At 40.7% G+C, this 15,364-nt stretch carries 17 protein-coding genes; 10 read left to right on the plus strand and 7 right to left on the minus strand.

What is annotated here, in order from left to right; genetic code table 11:
• The first annotated feature begins 9 nt into the window (after window positions 1–9).
• Window positions 10–627: a DMSO/selenate family reductase complex B subunit gene (locus P3L56_RS09540; protein ID WP_042843910.1), complete on the plus strand. Its 618-nt coding sequence runs from the start codon at window positions 10–12 to the stop codon at window positions 625–627.
• 1 nt (window position 628) lies between these two features.
• Window positions 629–1,405, plus strand: a complete 777-nt coding sequence (locus P3L56_RS09545) for a dimethyl sulfoxide reductase anchor subunit family protein (RefSeq protein ID WP_042843909.1) — start codon at window positions 629–631, stop codon at window positions 1,403–1,405.
• A gap of 62 nt (window positions 1,406–1,467) precedes the next feature.
• Here P3L56_RS09545 and cmoB read toward each other — a convergent pair whose 3' ends face one another.
• The 5 genes from cmoB to P3L56_RS09570 form a co-directional block, all read right to left on the minus strand.
• Complete coding sequence (gene cmoB / locus P3L56_RS09550) at window positions 1,468–2,439, minus strand: tRNA 5-methoxyuridine(34)/uridine 5-oxyacetic acid(34) synthase CmoB (protein WP_042843908.1); 972 nt, start codon at window positions 2,437–2,439, stop codon at window positions 1,468–1,470.
• A gap of 2 nt (window positions 2,440–2,441) precedes the next feature.
• Window positions 2,442–3,191, minus strand: coding sequence for a carboxy-S-adenosyl-L-methionine synthase CmoA (gene cmoA, locus P3L56_RS09555; RefSeq protein ID WP_042843907.1), 750 nt, complete (start codon window positions 3,189–3,191; stop codon window positions 2,442–2,444).
• Window positions 3,192–3,319: 128 nt separating this feature from the next.
• Window positions 3,320–3,718 carry an MAPEG family protein gene (locus P3L56_RS09560; protein ID WP_210831762.1) on the minus strand — a complete coding sequence of 133 codons (399 nt, stop codon included), beginning with the start codon at window positions 3,716–3,718 and terminating at the stop codon, window positions 3,320–3,322.
• 149 nt (window positions 3,719–3,867) lie between these two features.
• Window positions 3,868–4,272, minus strand: a complete 405-nt coding sequence (locus P3L56_RS09565; RefSeq protein WP_042843905.1) for an NUDIX hydrolase — start codon at window positions 4,270–4,272, stop codon at window positions 3,868–3,870.
• A gap of 98 nt (window positions 4,273–4,370) precedes the next feature.
• Window positions 4,371–4,694 carry a DUF4377 domain-containing protein gene (locus P3L56_RS09570; protein WP_042843903.1) on the minus strand — a complete coding sequence of 108 codons (324 nt, stop codon included), beginning with the start codon at window positions 4,692–4,694 and terminating at the stop codon, window positions 4,371–4,373.
• A 494-nt stretch (window positions 4,695–5,188) separates the two neighbouring features.
• On the opposite strand from P3L56_RS09570, the gene aspS reads away from it, so the two are divergent.
• The 6 genes from aspS (at window position 5,189) to ruvB (ending at window position 10,774) form a co-directional block, all read left to right on the plus strand.
• Window positions 5,189–6,973, plus strand: coding sequence for an aspartate--tRNA ligase (gene aspS / locus P3L56_RS09575; protein WP_042843902.1), 1,785 nt, complete (start codon window positions 5,189–5,191; stop codon window positions 6,971–6,973).
• 9 nt (window positions 6,974–6,982) lie between these two features.
• Window positions 6,983–7,414, plus strand: coding sequence for a dihydroneopterin triphosphate diphosphatase (nudB, locus tag P3L56_RS09580; protein WP_042843901.1), 432 nt, complete (start codon window positions 6,983–6,985; stop codon window positions 7,412–7,414).
• 31 nt (window positions 7,415–7,445) lie between these two features.
• Entirely contained in the window at window positions 7,446–8,189 is a 744-nt protein-coding gene (locus tag P3L56_RS09585; protein WP_210831760.1) for a YebC/PmpR family DNA-binding transcriptional regulator, read from the plus strand.
• Between the two features lie 276 nt (window positions 8,190–8,465).
• Complete coding sequence (gene ruvC / locus P3L56_RS09590) at window positions 8,466–8,987, plus strand: crossover junction endodeoxyribonuclease RuvC (RefSeq protein ID WP_042843898.1); 522 nt, start codon at window positions 8,466–8,468, stop codon at window positions 8,985–8,987.
• 142 nt (window positions 8,988–9,129) lie between these two features.
• Window positions 9,130–9,747, plus strand: coding sequence for a Holliday junction branch migration protein RuvA (gene ruvA / locus P3L56_RS09595; protein WP_042843897.1), 618 nt, complete (start codon window positions 9,130–9,132; stop codon window positions 9,745–9,747).
• A 16-nt stretch (window positions 9,748–9,763) separates the two neighbouring features.
• Complete coding sequence (gene ruvB / locus P3L56_RS09600) at window positions 9,764–10,774, plus strand: Holliday junction branch migration DNA helicase RuvB (protein ID WP_042843896.1); 1,011 nt, start codon at window positions 9,764–9,766, stop codon at window positions 10,772–10,774.
• A gap of 544 nt (window positions 10,775–11,318) precedes the next feature.
• Here ruvB and znuB read toward each other — a convergent pair.
• Together znuB and znuC are read right to left on the minus strand one after the other, a co-directional pair.
• Window positions 11,319–12,104, minus strand: a complete 786-nt coding sequence (gene znuB, locus P3L56_RS09605; protein WP_042843895.1) for a zinc ABC transporter permease subunit ZnuB — start codon at window positions 12,102–12,104, stop codon at window positions 11,319–11,321.
• Window positions 12,097–12,864, minus strand: coding sequence for a zinc ABC transporter ATP-binding protein ZnuC (gene znuC, locus P3L56_RS09610; protein ID WP_042843893.1), 768 nt, complete (start codon window positions 12,862–12,864; stop codon window positions 12,097–12,099). The genes znuB and znuC overlap by 8 nt, the downstream gene beginning before the upstream one ends.
• Window positions 12,865–12,940: 76 nt before the next feature.
• Here znuC and znuA point away from each other — a divergent pair, with 76 nt between their 5' ends.
• Together znuA and mepM are read left to right on the plus strand one after the other, a co-directional pair.
• On the plus strand, window positions 12,941–13,900 hold the full coding sequence (gene znuA, locus P3L56_RS09615; protein ID WP_042843892.1) for a zinc ABC transporter substrate-binding protein ZnuA: 960 nt from the start codon (window positions 12,941–12,943) through the stop codon (window positions 13,898–13,900).
• Between the two features lie 21 nt (window positions 13,901–13,921).
• Window positions 13,922–15,262 (plus strand): murein DD-endopeptidase MepM, encoded by a 1,341-nt coding sequence (mepM, locus tag P3L56_RS09620; protein WP_129465874.1) that lies wholly within the window; start codon window positions 13,922–13,924, stop codon window positions 15,260–15,262.
• Window positions 15,263–15,364 lie beyond the last annotated feature (102 nt).

A 15,364-nucleotide genomic window follows, 5' to 3' on the forward strand; every position in this document is an offset into this window, starting at 1 on the left:
GAGTGATTGATGAAACAGTATGGTTTTTATTTTGACTCAACGAAATGCACGGGATGTAAAACTTGTCAGGTCAGTTGTAAAGATGAAAAAGATCTCGATTTAGGGCCTAAATTTCGTCGAGTCTATGAGTTCGGTGGTGGAAGTTGGCAGCAGCAAGATGGTATTTGGCAACAAAATGTCTATAGCTATTACTTATCCATTTCGTGTAACCATTGTTCTAACCCGACTTGTGTTGAAGGGTGCCCAACGGGAGCCATGCATAAGCGAGAACAGGATGGCTTAGTAGTCGTCGACCAAAGTGTTTGTGTTGGCTGTCGCTACTGCGAATTACGTTGTCCTTATGGTGCGCCACAGTACGATGAAAAGAAACATCTGATGAGCAAATGCGATGGTTGCTACGAACGAGTTGAAAAGGGGATGAAACCTGTGTGTGTGGAGTCTTGCCCTCAGCGAGCATTAGATTTTGACGATATCAATATACTTCGTGAACGTCACGGTAATATAAGTGGTATTGCACCTATGCCAAATCCTAATCTAACCAACCCTAATATTGTGATTAAACCGCATAAAGACGCGAAGCCTTATGGTGATACGAGCGGTAAATTACAAAACCCGGCGGAGGTATAACATGCACGAACTTCCTCTTGTATTTTTTACCGTATTGGGTCAGTCAGCAGCGGGTCTATATTTACTTGCTTATTTGAGTAAAAAGATAGGGATGGTTGATGAGTACCAATTGCGTAACGCCAATATAGTGGCTTTTATTACGATGATAATTGCGTTAGCTTTGGGGGCACTGCATGTGGGGCAACCTTTGCGCTTCTTTAATATGCTATTAGGTGTTGGCCGCTCACCAATGAGTAATGAAGCTTTATTGAGTGGTATTTTTGTCGCTTTTGGGGCTGCAACTTTACTGTTTACTTTATTTATTAAAAATAAAGTATTAAGTGAACTATGTAACATCGGCACGGTGATTTTTGGTTTGGCATTTGTATGGTCAATTCCACAAGTTTATAACATTGCCACAGTTGCTAATTGGTTTACTGTCTTCACAACCTTACAAATGTGGATGACGTTGCTAGTCGGTGGAGGGGCATTAGCCATTCTATTGGGTGCTCAGCGGTTAGGGGCTTTGGCCTTCCTTATTGGGGCAGTTATTATTTTTGCTACAAGAGCCGCTTATGTGTCATTTTTGGGTGAAACAGGGCCTGAAATTAGTGCAGAACAAGCGGGTTTTTGGAGCTTCCAACTGGTTGTTCTCGCATTGATGCTGTTTGTTTTCCCAGCACTTTTATACCGGGGACGGAATTCGACGGCGCTACTGGGTATTTGTGCAATAGCCGTGATCTTAGCAGAGTTGTCGGGTCGAATTGCTTTTTATAATTTATGGCAAATAACAATGTAACTTTCTGATAAATAATCATTAAAATAAACGCCTATGGGAAACTTCCCCTAGGCGTTTTAGTTTTAAGGTTTGCGAGCAACTAAGATAGCGCGTAACGGTGCAGGATAACCTTCAATGGTTTTAGTTTGGTCATTAGGGTCTAAAAACTCCGCTAATGAATCTGTTCTCATCCATTGTGTGCGGCGCTGTTCTTCCAAAGATGTCACCGCTTGGTCAACAATACGTACATCCACAAAACCACATTTCTCTAACCAAACTTTGAGCATTTTAGCTGAAGGAATAAAGTACACATTGCGCATTTGAGCATAGCGATCACCCGGGATTAGACATTGGAACTCATCACCTTCAATGACAAGGCTTTCAAGGACCAATTCACCTTCGTTAACTAACTGATTTTTCAGTTGCCATAAGTGATCAAGTGGTGAACGACGGTGATATAGTACACCCATTGAAAATACGGTATCAAACGCGTTAAGTGCAGGGAGTTGCTCTATCCCTAGAGGTAATAAATGGGCACGTTGGTCATCCCCTAATAGTTTTCTGACTGCTTCGAACTGGCATAAAAACAGCTCTGTTGGGTCAATGCCGACGACAAATTTAGCTTGTTGTCCTAACATGCGCCACATGTGATAACCGCTTCCACAACCGACATCTAACACATAGCGGTCTTTTAACGACGAAATATGAGGCAAAACGCGATCCCATTTCCAATCAGAACGCCATTCGGTATCAATATTGACGCCATACAGTGAAAATGGCCCCTTTCGCCAAGGCATTAATTGCTCAAGGATATTATTTAAACGTCGAGTCTCACCGGATGTCAGTTCGGGCTCACGTGTGGCAGTGACACTGTTGAGTAAATCTAAATGTGTTGGTGTCATGACAGGTAAGTTATCTAACATTTTTTCCCATGAGGAAAAACCGCCATGTAAACCTTGCTTTTTCCATTCAGTAATTTGCGCTGGAAGGGTTTCAAGCCAATGACTTAAAGGGCCAACAGCGATCTGTTGGTAAAAACGACCAAAATCAATCATACTCAAGCCTCTTTAAGTGCTAGAAGTGAACCGAAATTAAAGCACTGGAACCAAACCTCACAGTGAGTAAAACCTGCATTTTTTAGGCGTTCTTTATGAGCTTCAACAGAATCTGTCAGCATCACATTTTCTAGCATGCTGCGTTTTTGGCTAATTTCTAGCTCACTGTAGCCATTTGCACGTTTAAAATCGTGGTGCATATTGAACAATAATTCACCGATTTTTTGATCCTCAAAATTAAATTTTTCAGAAAGTACTAAGATACCACCAGGTTGTAACCCCTGATAAATTTTATTCAGTAATAACTGGCGGTCATTCGGATTGAGGAATTGTAAGGTAAAATTGAGCACAACCATTGAGGCATTTTCGATATTGATATCTCGAATATCGCCTTCAATAACCTCAACCGGTGTATCTGCACGGTAAGCATCAATATGACGACGGCATCGCTCGACCATTGCAGGTGAATTATCGACTGCGATGATTTGGCTATTTTCGACGGTAATGTTGCGTCTTATAGATAAAGTGGCAGCACCTAGCGAACACCCTAAGTCATAGACTCGGCTGTGTGGCTTAACAAAACGACCAGCAAGCATGCCAATCATGGTAATAATATTTGAATACCCCGGTACTGAACGCTGGATCATATCGGGAAAAACTTCGGCAACTTTTTCATCGAATTGCCAATCACCAAGGTTAGCAATAGGTGCAGAAAAAAGGCTGTCTTTTTGGGTTGGGTCCTGACTTGACATAAGTTCTGTATTAATCAAAAACAAAAGTAGTGGGGGATTGTATCAGAAAGGCTGCTTTCTGAAAATCTATCCATATACCATGGAATAATGCGGCGGCACGTGAGTAAGTGCCGTATAGACGATAAAAATTAAAGATTAAACGAAACGATTTGTATCCATGGCAAATAATAAGTGTTTGCTATGACCATCAATGCCATAGCAAGGTAGGTTGCTACCATACCTGAACGGCGATATGTATAGTCATGGTTTTTTAAGCCATAGGAATGAAGTAAGCGACCCGCAATTAAGATAAGACCACAAACGTGGATCATCCAAACTTGTGCGCCGTTCATCTCCATAAAAAGTAACAAAATAAGGGAGATAGGGATATATTCGATGGCATTGCCATGAACACGGATTGCAGTTTGTAATTCATAAAAACCGCCATCACCATAAGCTATACGATATTGATTACGCAGCTTCACAACATTTAAAGATAATCTAAGCAGCAGTAAGGCACCTAGTACAGCGTACAAAGAGCTGACCATTTTTTACTCCACCATAAAACGAATCAAACTATGAAAACACCTAAAAATATAAGTTATAGTAATGTGTATTAACGATATTTTGTAAATTGTAATTCTTAAAAAGCCATAGGACAAATAAAATCACAACTTTTTTGGGTAATCATTCAATCTTATTTGATTAAACCATCTTGTTTTAATCGTTGTAAAATATGTACTGCTGTTGTGGAACAGCGTGATAAATCATGGCTATCAAACCAAGCGAGTTCAGCAATTTCAGCTGCAGGCTGCGGTTTGCCGTTATATTCGGCAAAATAACAACGAATACGGACTTGAGTGCCATCTTGCTTGCCATCCGCTAACCCAATGAATTCACCGTAAAAACGAATAGAGCTAGTGTCCAGTTTTAGTGTGAGTTCTTCATCAATTTCACGGCATAATGCTTGTTCATCCGTTTCACCAAGCTCTCTTTTGCCGCCAGGGATATAAAACAGCTGTTTGTTATGGGAGCGAACCATGGCAATTTTGCTTTGTGATAAGGCGATTAACCCCAGCTTATCAATAATTTTATCAGTCACAATGTCGTCACTCTTTTATTTTTTGATAATAAAAATTTGAAGTTTACACTGAGTAAAATCATTAAGCAGGGTAGAAACCCTAGCTTAATGATTAAACATTATTTTTTTTCAATGATTTTGACAAGTTCATAGCGAATGCTTGGGGCATCTGCTGGTGGGTTTGGCACATCAAACTGTTTCACTTGTAGGGTATAAGTGAAACCGGGTTGGTATTCAAACCCTTGAATTGAATTATAAAATAATTGCCAGTCATCATTAGGGTTTTCTTTTACTTTCATACATTTCATTGGGGCAACGCCGACACAGTCAGCGAGTGAAGAATCGACATAAAATGTTTTGGTATTATCAGTATCTGCGGGTTTCACAGTTTGGCATCCTACAAGTAGCATAATTATGGATGAGGCAAGTAACATTTTTTTCATATGCAATCCTTAAACAGCAGATGATGATTAATTGAGCATTTATACAGTTTTCGATTATAGCAAACTGAAAAAGGTAACGATTCCTAAATAGAAAATTTTGTCACTAAAAATGGTGTTGCTGAATAACGATAGGTAATGAAATCAACAAAAGGTTGTTTTTTTATTCAATATTCCCTTGAACAGATAAAATAAACCTTTGTAGTAATATGTACATGGTGCTCATAGTCACTTAAAATCGAACAGATCATCGTGTGCTGTCTGCATGCCTAGTGATTTAATTTTAATGTTATTTATTGGTGGCATTAAAATTGATGAAAATATGATTAAAAACAAAATGGTTTACGCGATAAGTTAGATCCGTAACTATTTGTCTGACAGAATTTCCTGTATAATGTCTGCCTTTTTGACATTCTGAATTTTCAGCTCAATGTTCAGCAAAATGCCAAATTCCCGCAGCAAGCAAATGCACAACAAGCTGAGTAAAAGGATATTGTATGCGTACTAATTATTGTGGGCAGTTAAACATTGCTCATGAAGGCCAAAAGGTCACCCTTTGTGGATGGGTAAACCGCCGTCGTGACTTAGGTGGTTTGATTTTTATCGATATGCGTGACCGTGAAGGTATCGTACAAGTTTTTTTCGATCCGGATCGCAAAGACATATTTGAAAAAGCGTCAGAGCTGCGTAATGAGTTCTGTATCCAAATCACAGGGACAGTACGCGCGCGCCCAGATAGCCAAAAAAATAAAGATATGGCAACTGGGGAAATTGAAATCTTTGCTGAAGAGCTTGATGTTTTTAACCGCTCTGAGCCGCTACCATTAGATAGCAATCAAACGAATACAGAAGAGCGTCGTTTAAAATACCGTTATTTGGATTTACGCCGCCCTGAAATGTCTGAGCGTTTGCGTACCCGTGCAAAAATTACCAGTTTTGTGCGTAATTTTATGGATAAAGAAGGGTTTTTAGATGTAGAAACCCCAATGTTAACCAAAGCGACCCCTGAAGGCGCTCGTGACTATTTAGTCCCAAGCCGTGTACATAAAGGTAAATTCTACGCGCTGCCACAATCACCTCAACTGTTCAAACAGTTACTGATGATGTCTGGCTTTGACCGTTATTATCAAATCGTAAAATGTTTCCGTGATGAAGACTTACGTGCAGATCGTCAACCTGAATTTACCCAAATCGACGTCGAAACCTCATTTATGACCGCTGAGCAAGTGCGTGAAATCATGGAACGCATGATCCGTAACTTATGGTTAGAGGTAAAAGGGGTTGATTTAGGCAACTTCCCAATCATGACTTTTGCGGAAGCAATGCGCCGTTATGGTTCTGATAAGCCAGACCTGCGAAACCCAATGGAGCTGGTGGATGTTGCTGACATCGTTAAAGATGTTGAGTTTGCGGTATTTTCAGGTCCAGCAAACGACCCTAAAGGCCGAGTGGCTGCATTAAAAGTCCCTGGTGGTGCCGCAATGACACGTAAACAGATTGACGAATATGGTCAATTTGTAGGTATCTACGGCGCGAAAGGTTTGGCGTGGATGAAAGTCAATGAGCGTGCAAAAGGCCTTGAAGGTATTCAAAGCCCAGTGGCTAAATTCCTGAGCGAAGAGGTTATTAACCAATTGCTTGAGCGCACAGGTGCTGCTGATGGTGATATCATTCTATTTGGTGCTGGCGCGAAAAATATTGTCACAGATTCAATGGGCGCGTTGCGTTTGAAAGTTGGTCGCGACTTTGAAATCACCAACTTAAATAGCTGGCAACCGCTGTGGGTGATTGACTTCCCAATGTTTGAAGAAGATGGTGAAGGTGGTTTAACTGCTATGCACCACCCATTCACGTCACCGAAAGACTTCACTCCAGAAGATCTCGCTAACAAGCCAGAAGAAGCAGTTGCCAATGCTTATGATATGGTAATTAATGGTTATGAAGTGGGTGGCGGTTCTGTTCGTATTCACCGTAATGAGATGCAACAAACTGTATTTAGTATTTTAGGTATTAATGAAGAAGATCAGCGAGAGAAGTTTGGTTTCTTATTAGATGCATTAAAATATGGTACACCACCACATGCAGGTCTTGCATTTGGTCTTGACCGTTTAGTGATGTTGCTAACTGGGACTGATAACATCCGTGATGTTATTGCGTTTCCAAAAACAACGGCGGCAGCATGTTTAATGACAAATGCACCAAGCTATGCGAACCCAGAGGCTTTAACTGAGTTAGCCATTGCCGTCGTTGCAAAAGACCTAGAAGTAAAAAATGAAGAGTGATAACGCCGAATGAAAATCTATAAGCGCCCAGAATCGGTATTAGTCATTATCGTGGCTAAAAATAGTGGTCGGGTGCTTATGTTAAGGCGTAACGATGATCCAGACTTTTGGCAGTCAGTAACGGGAAGTCTGGAATCTAACGAAACGCCGTTTGAAACGGCGTGTCGTGAAATTAAAGAAGAAACAGGTTTTGACGTCGAACAAAATCCGCCACAAGACTTATTTCATAGTATCATTTTTGAAATTTTCGCGCATTTCAGGCATCGTTATGCACCAGATGTATCACATTGCAAAGAGCACTGGTTTAAACTAGTTCTCGATGAAGAACAAATGCCATTACTGACTGAACATACTGATTTTCGTTGGTTGACGCCGCAAGAAGCCGCCAAATTAACCAAATCATGGAGTAACAGTCAGGCTATTTTAGAATTTGCTATTTAATTTATTGTATTGACGTTTTTGGAGATATTTCATGGCAGGTCATAGTAAATGGGCCAATACCAAGCACCGTAAAGCAGCCCAGGATGCGAAACGCGGTAAGATTTTTACAAAAATTATCCGTGAATTAGTTACAGCAGCCCGTTTAGGTGGGGGTGATCCCGCAACTAACCCACGTTTACGTGCAGCTGTAGATAAAGCGTTATCAAATAACATGACTCGTGACACCTTAAACCGTGCAATTGCACGTGGTGTGGGTAATGATGATAACGATAATATGGAAACAATCATTTATGAAGGTTATGGCCCTGGTGGAACAGCGGTTATGGTTGAATGTTTAAGCGATAACCGTAATCGTACCGTTTCTGAAGTGCGTCATGCTTTCACTAAAACCGGTGGTAACTTAGGGACGGATGGCTCTGTAGCCTATCTGTTTACTAAACGTGGTGTGATCACTTATGCACCAGGTGTTGATGAAGACGCCTTGATGGAAGCGGCATTAGAAGCGGGTGCTGATGACGTAGAAACTTACGATGATGGTGCGATAGATGTGTATACGACGCCAGAAACTTTCGGTGAAGTAAAAGACGCACTTGATGCCGCGGGTTTTACTAGCGAAGCCGCTGAAGTTTCAATGATCCCATCAACAAAAGCGGAGTTGGATGCAGAAACAGCGCCAAAACTGTTACGACTCATTGATATGTTAGAAGATTCTGACGATGTTCAGGAAGTTTATCACAACGGTGATATTTCTGACGAAGTTGCAGCGACACTGTAAAAAGTGAGGTGTTTTATTACACTCGCTACAATTTAAGACATATCCGCGTAGAGAAAGCGGGCTGTTGCAGCCTGTTTTCTCTAACGCCTTCCATGATATCCCTTCTTTTATTCGCTATACTTTTCAATACTGATAACTTAATTTATTTTTACATATATGCTTGGCTAATATTATGATGTTCAAATAGCTATTTAATTGAAATTGATAGTATTATGCAGCTAACCAGAACAATAAATTATGATGTAATTAATATAAAGAGGCATAAATAGATTTTATATGGCGATTATATTAGGGATTGATCCCGGTTCAAGAGTCACCGGTTACGGTGTTATTCGCCAACAAGGCAGGCAACTGCTGTATTTGGGTAGTGGTTGTATTCGGACTCAAGTTGATGATTTACCAAGTCGTCTGCAACGAATTTACGCGGGTGTCTCGGAAATTATCACCCAATACCAACCTGATATATTATCAATTGAACAAGTTTTTATGGCAAAAAATGCGGATTCAGCTTTAAAACTTGGTCAGGCGAGGGGAGTTGCTATTGTTGCTGCAGCCAATGCAAATATCCCTGTGTTCGAATATGCGGCACGGCAAGTAAAGCAGACCGTTGTCGGTACAGGTGCTGCTGAAAAAAGCCAAGTACAGCATATGGTTAAGTCTATACTCAAGTTGTCAGCGAACCCTCAGTCTGATGCGGCTGATGCTTTGGCAATTGCGATCACCCATTGCCATTTTAATCAAAATTTACTGAAAGTTGGAGACCCACGACTGGTGTTAACGCGCGGGCGATTGAGGTAGTTTACTGCTCTTCAAGTAACTTTTTAATAATAAATAGCTTCTCAGCTGGATATGCATCCAGCATTTTTTATGGTATAAACAGCAGTATTAATAATAGCAGGCTAAATTGGTCGAATTTTAGACGATAACAGAGGGGCTCAATGTGATTGGTCGTTTACGTGGCATTGTATTAGAAAAACAACCACCAATAGTATTATTAGAGTTGCAAGGGGTTGGCTATGAAGTCCATATGCCAATGACGTGCTTCTATGAACTACCAGATATTGGCCAAGAAGCTATTGTTTTTACTCACTTTGTAGTTCGTGAAGATGCCCAATTATTGTACGGTTTTAATGATAAGCAAGAAAGAGCGCTATTTAAGGAATTAATTAAAGTCAATGGTGTTGGTCCAAAATTGGCTCTGGCGATTTTATCGGGTATGTCCGCCCAACAATTTGTTTCAGCAATAGAACAAGAAGCAATTGCATCACTAGTGAAACTTCCCGGTATTGGTAAAAAAACCGCAGAACGCTTAGTGGTTGAAATGAAAGACCGCTTTAAAGGCCTTAATGGGGATCTGTTTAATCAAACAAGTGATATCAATCTTCCTAATGTTAACAGTAAACAGCCAAGCACTGCGGATATTGAAGCTGAGGCAGCGGCAGCCTTGATTGCTTTAGGTTATAAACCGCAAGAGGCCAGCCGGATGGTCAGCAAAGTAGCTAAACCTGGTAGTGATTCAGAAACATTGATCCGTGATGCCTTACGTGCAGCACTCTGATTGAGAGACTATTAATATGATTGAAGCTGATCGCCTAATTACCGCTGAAGTGTTGCAGTCAGATGAAGAAGCTATTGACCGTGCGATCAGGCCTAAGCTGTTGAATGAATACATTGGTCAGCCACAAGTTAAAAACCAAATGGAAATTTTTATTCAAGCAGCCAAAATGCGGGGGGACGCACTCGATCATTTATTAATATTTGGGCCACCAGGGCTGGGTAAAACAACGCTTGCAGGGATTGTCGCAAATGAATTAGGCGTGAATTTACGTACCACATCAGGGCCGGTCTTAGAAAAAGCAGGCGATCTTGCTGCTATGTTGACTAATCTTGAACCCCATGATGTGTTATTTATTGATGAAATTCATCGGCTTTCGCCTGTTGTTGAGGAAATTCTCTATCCTGCCATGGAAGATTACCAATTAGATATCATGATTGGTGAAGGCCCAGCTGCACGTTCAATCAAAATTGATTTACCACCTTTCACTCTAATTGGGGCAACTACACGTGCTGGGTCATTAACTTCTCCGTTAAGGGATCGCTTCGGTATTGTGCAACGCTTAGAGTTTTATCAAGTGGACGACTTACAGCATATTGTTAAAAGAAGTGCACAATACATGGGGTTAGATATCACCGAAGGTGGTGCTCATCAGGTAGCTATGCGCTCAAGGGGGACTCCACGCATAACAAACCGTTTGTTACGTCGTGTACGGGATTTCGCACAGGTTAAAGGTGATGGGTCTATTGATGAACAGATTGCTAACCAAGCACTAGACATGCTAAATGTTGATGCCGCAGGGTTTGATTATTTGGACCGTAAATTATTAGTCGCAATTATTGATAAATTTATGGGGGGGCCGGTTGGCGTGGATAACCTTGCCGCAGCTATTGGTGAAGAACGCGAAACAATAGAAGATGTACTGGAACCTTATTTGATCCAACAAGGCTTTATCCAGCGTACACCTCGAGGTCGCATGGCAACAACACATGCCTACAATCACTTTGGTTTGTCTCCGAAAGAGGTTTAATTACTTTTTTCACGGTTGGGGAAAGCTAAATAACAGGTAGTTTGCAAGCTTGATATACGGTTGTAAATAACGACAAAGGCATAAACGGGCATGTTCACAGAGTATCAATATTCTGTTTAAACTTAAATTATTCGTTATATTATTAATAATTTATGCCTTATTCAATTCTACGACCTTGGCAAGTAGCAAGGTCTTAGTAGTCACTTTTTTATTACTATAATATTGTATCGTATTATATAACCTTGCTGTCTTATGTCTGAAGTTAATATAGGCTAAACTTAATTATTATTAAATAATAATTGCCCTATAAAAATACGACTCTTTATTCTTTTTGATGAATGCTGAAAGTAAGCCCACTAGGGTAGAGGTAGCTTTTATTTAATCTTACTCAAATTAGTTAGCCACTCTATACAAAAAAACAAAAGAAAAGTAATAAATAAAGGAAAAGTAATAAATAAAGGAAAGGTAATAAATAAGAGGGTAAACTCATAACAAAGTGCCCTAGTTAAAAAAGACTAGGGCATATGCATATTTTGATAATGAATTAATTCTTTGCTTTAACTAATAAGCTAAATATAAATAAGACCGCTGAAATTAACACCACAGACGGGCCTGCTGGCGTGTCGTAAAAAGCGGAAAAGGTTAGCCCCCCAGTAACTGAAAGCATACCAATGATAATTGCTATAAATGCCATTTGCTCAGGGGTGTGGGCAAATCGACGGGCTGTAGCTGCGGGTATAATTAATAAGGAGGTAATAATTAGCGCACCAACAAATTTCATTGCGATACCAATAGTTAATGCAGTAACTAACATAAGCAATAAACGTAAGCGTTGGATATTAATACCATCCACAAATGCTAATTCAGGGCTGACAGTAATAGATAAAAGTGCCCGCCAACGATAAAAAAGCAACCCACAAACGACAATAACACCAACCAGTATTATGGTAATATCTTCGTAACTTACAGAGAGTAGGTCGCCGAATAAATAGGCCATTAGGTCTACACGGACATTTGCCATTAAACTAACAACGACTAAACCTAATGACAGTGAGCTATGAGCCATAATACCAAGCAAGGTATCAACAGCAAGTTGAGGGCGTTTTTCTAACCATACCAGTATTAAAGCTAATAACAAAGTTACGGCAATAATCGCATAAAATGGGTTTATGTTTAAAAGCAACCCAAAGGCGACACCTAATAAAGAGGCATGGGCCAACGTATCGCCAAAATAAGACATTCGGCGCCATACAACAAAAGAACCAAGAGGGCCAGCCGCAATAGCAAGTAGCATGCCTGCAATCCAACCAGGTAATAACAATTCAATCATGTTTACAGTCCTTGTTATGCTGATGCCCTGAAATAATATTACCTTCTAAATCGTGTTGGTGATTATGTTGATGACGGTATACCCCTAATTGTTGTGCGCCTCGGTAGCCGAACATGGCAACAAATTCAGGGTGATTTGAAACTACATCCGGAGCGCCTGAACAACAAATATGCCCATTGATACATAGCACTTTATCCGTTTTAGCCATAACCAAATGCAAATCATGGGAAACCATTAATACCGCGCAACCGAGCTCAGTTCTTAATTGGTTAATTAAGTCATATAGCGCAACTTGCCCTGTAATATCGACACCTTGCGCAGGTTCATCAAGAACCAGTAGGTCAGGTTTATTCAGTAATGCGCGAGCGAGCAAAACTCGTTGGGTTTCACCACCTGATAATTTTTGCATTGGTTGGTCAAGTAAATGTGCTGCTTTAACCCGTTCCAGTGCAGGCAGTAAATGTTCTTTGCGTGCACCGAGTTTTAATAACATAAAGCGCTTAACAGTAAGAGGAAGGGTTGTGTCCAAATGAAGTTTTTGTGGAACATAGCCAATGGCAAGGGAAGAGTCGCGTGTTACGGTACCCGATGTCGGGGCCAGTAACCCTAACACGACACGTACAATTGTCGATTTCCCCGCCCCATTAGGGCCTAAAAGCGTGACGATATCCCCTTTATTTAGCTCAAAGGAGACGTTTTCGAGAACTTGTCTTTCGCCAAATGAAACAGAAATCTTATTTAAAGTGAGTAATGGTTGCATATGAAAAACATCTTGCAGAATTCATGTTGTGTTATATTATAACATTTCAAAATTAAAATCACGGAAAAAGACTGCTATGATACATAAATCGAAACATATTGCCCGTAAATTTCTTTTCGGGGCGGTGGCAACATCCGTATTGAGTGCAACTATGGTGTCTGCATCCTATGCGGATGTTGTCACTTCAATTCGTCCATTAGCTTTTATCGCAGCGGGAATTGCTGACGGTGTAACCGGTACCCAAGTTCTCCTTCCCGATGGCGCATCCCCCCATGATTATGCGCTTAAACCTTCTGATTTGAAAAAAATTAAACAGGCTGACTTATTCGTTTGGGTTGGACCGGATATGGAAATGTTTTTACAAAAGCCAATCAATACGTTACCACAGAATAAAAGACTAGCATTGGCCGAGCAGGAAAATATCAAATCATTACTTTTAGCAGAGCCTCACGAAGATGAGCACACCCATGAACATGGTGATGAGGCTAACTATGACAAGGATCACGAACATCATCACCATGGTGAGTATAATATGCACATCTGGTTATCCCCAGACATTGCAAATTCTGCTGCACAGGACATTTATGAACATTTAGTAGAGCTTTATCCGGAACAAAAAAATAAGCTAGACGTAAACCTTCGTAAATTCAAAGAAAATATGGCGCAAAATGATGAAAAAATTGCTAAGATTTTGCAGCCAGCTAGAAACAAGGGTTATTTCGTTTTTCACGACGCTTATGGCTACTTTGAAAAACACTATCAATTAGCTCCATTGGGGCATTTTACGATAAATCCGGAAATACAGCCTGGTGCGCAGAAATTACATCAAATACGAACTCAATTGGTTGAGCATAAAGCGCAATGTGTTTTTGCTGAGCCACAATTCAGGCCTGCTGTGATTGAAAGTGTAGCACGTAATACGGGAGTAAAAATGGGAACTCTCGACCCACTTGGAATTGGGCTGGCTATAGGGCCAGATAGCTACATGCAGTTTTTGACACAATTGTCGGAACAATACGCCAGCTGCCTGAATTAAAAAATAGAAGGAATTGTTTAAGTGCAGCAAATGGCCAAAAGTCTGGCTCAGGTATATGGTAGCCTGTCTAGAACTCACAAAATTGTATTAAGTACGCTCACAGTAGCTACCATGGCCGTCGCAATTTGGCGGCCAGTCCATATACCAGCCACTTCTGAAAATGATGGTACGCCTGATACTATTATTCCACTCTCTTTACTTTCTCCTCGTGACGCCACTGACGATATAATTCAAGATAGTAGCGATCAACTTCCTGATGAAGGGTTAGCTGACACTGAGGCTGAAGCTGCTGAGACCGGTGGAGAGGTTGCGCCATTACCCCATGAGTATGTTGTGGCAAGTGGTGATAATTTAACAACCATTTTAACCCAATTCGGTATAGAAGCAGGTGATGTTGCGACGCTATCAAATCAACATAAATCACTAAGAAATCTTAAAATAGGTCAATCGTTAAATTGGTCTTTGACAGATCAAGGCGAGTTAGAGTCTTTAACATGGGAGGTTTCTCGCCGTGAAACTCGTGTGTTTACCCGCGTTGGAGCAACGAATAAATTTGAAGAAGCTAAACAAATTCGCACTGGCGAATGGACAAATAGCGTCTTAAAAGGGACAGTCGACGGTACATTTGCACAAAGCACGAGTAAAGCAGGTTTAACGCGTAGTGAAGGTCGTGACGTGATTAAAGCTTTACAATGGCAAGTTGATTTTCGTAAATTGAAAAAAGGCGACAAATTTAGTGTTCTAATGAGCCGCGAAATGCTTAATGGTCGTAGTGAGCAAAGCCAGTTAATAGGTGTTCGGTTGCAAACTAATGGGAAAAGCTATTATGCATTTCGTGCGGAAGATGGCCGTTATTATGACAGTGAAGGGAATGGTTTAGAACGTGGTTTTTTACGTTTCCCAACGGCAAAACAATTTAGAGTTTCTTCCCAATTTAACCCACGTCGTGTAAACCCGGTTACAGGGCGTGTAGCACCTCATAAAGGTGTCGACTTTGCTATGCCAGTAGGGACACCTGTCCTTGCAGTAGGGGATGGCGAAGTGATTGTATCGAAATACAGTGGTGCGGCGGGGAATTTTATCGCGATCCGCCATGGTCGCCAGTATACCACTCGCTATATGCACTTACGTCAATTATTAGTGAAGCCAGGCCAAAAAGTTAAACGTGGTGATCGTATTGCATTATCTGGTAATACAGGGCGTTCAACGGGGCCTCATTTGCATTTTGAAATGTGGGTTAACCAACAAGCAGTGAATCCACTAACAGCAAAATTACCAAGTTCTGGTGGTTTAACGGGGAAAGAAAGGAAAGAATACTTAGCGTTAGTTAAAGAAACAAAACCCCAACTTAAACTGCAATAATTAATGATCTTATTTTTCATAGCTGGCAGGTACTTGTATCTGCCAGTTTTCTTTGTAATGCTTTCGAAAATTATTATTATAGGCTATAAAAGATAGCCGTTA

It is taken from the genome of Providencia sp. PROV024 (genome assembly GCF_032709665.1).
Taxonomy (GTDB): domain Bacteria; phylum Pseudomonadota; class Gammaproteobacteria; order Enterobacterales; family Enterobacteriaceae; genus Providencia; species Providencia huashanensis.

Bases quoted from the DNA above. Each gene is read 5' to 3' on its own strand.
- znuC (WP_042843893.1), bottom strand. From the start codon at position 12,864: ATGCAACCATTACTCACTTTAAATAAGATTTCTGTTTCATTTGGCGAA.
- P3L56_RS09540 (WP_042843910.1), top strand. From the start codon at position 10: ATGAAACAGTATGGTTTTTATTTTGACTCAACGAAATGCACGGGATGT.
- P3L56_RS09585 (WP_210831760.1), top strand. From the start codon at position 7,446: ATGGCAGGTCATAGTAAATGGGCCAATACCAAGCACCGTAAAGCAGCC.
- nudB (WP_042843901.1), top strand. From the start codon at position 6,983: ATGAAAATCTATAAGCGCCCAGAATCGGTATTAGTCATTATCGTGGCT.
- P3L56_RS09560 (WP_210831762.1), bottom strand. From the start codon at position 3,718: ATGGTCAGCTCTTTGTACGCTGTACTAGGTGCCTTACTGCTGCTTAGA.
- P3L56_RS09545 (WP_042843909.1), top strand. From the start codon at position 629: ATGCACGAACTTCCTCTTGTATTTTTTACCGTATTGGGTCAGTCAGCA.
- cmoA (WP_042843907.1), bottom strand. From the start codon at position 3,191: ATGTCAAGTCAGGACCCAACCCAAAAAGACAGCCTTTTTTCTGCACCT.
- znuA (WP_042843892.1), top strand. From the start codon at position 12,941: ATGATACATAAATCGAAACATATTGCCCGTAAATTTCTTTTCGGGGCG.
- znuB (WP_042843895.1), bottom strand. From the start codon at position 12,104: ATGATTGAATTGTTATTACCTGGTTGGATTGCAGGCATGCTACTTGCT.
- ruvB (WP_042843896.1), top strand. From the start codon at position 9,764: ATGATTGAAGCTGATCGCCTAATTACCGCTGAAGTGTTGCAGTCAGAT.
- ruvC (WP_042843898.1), top strand. From the start codon at position 8,466: ATGGCGATTATATTAGGGATTGATCCCGGTTCAAGAGTCACCGGTTAC.
- cmoB (WP_042843908.1), bottom strand. From the start codon at position 2,439: ATGATTGATTTTGGTCGTTTTTACCAACAGATCGCTGTTGGCCCTTTA.
- aspS (WP_042843902.1), top strand. From the start codon at position 5,189: ATGCGTACTAATTATTGTGGGCAGTTAAACATTGCTCATGAAGGCCAA.
- P3L56_RS09570 (WP_042843903.1), bottom strand. From the start codon at position 4,694: ATGAAAAAAATGTTACTTGCCTCATCCATAATTATGCTACTTGTAGGA.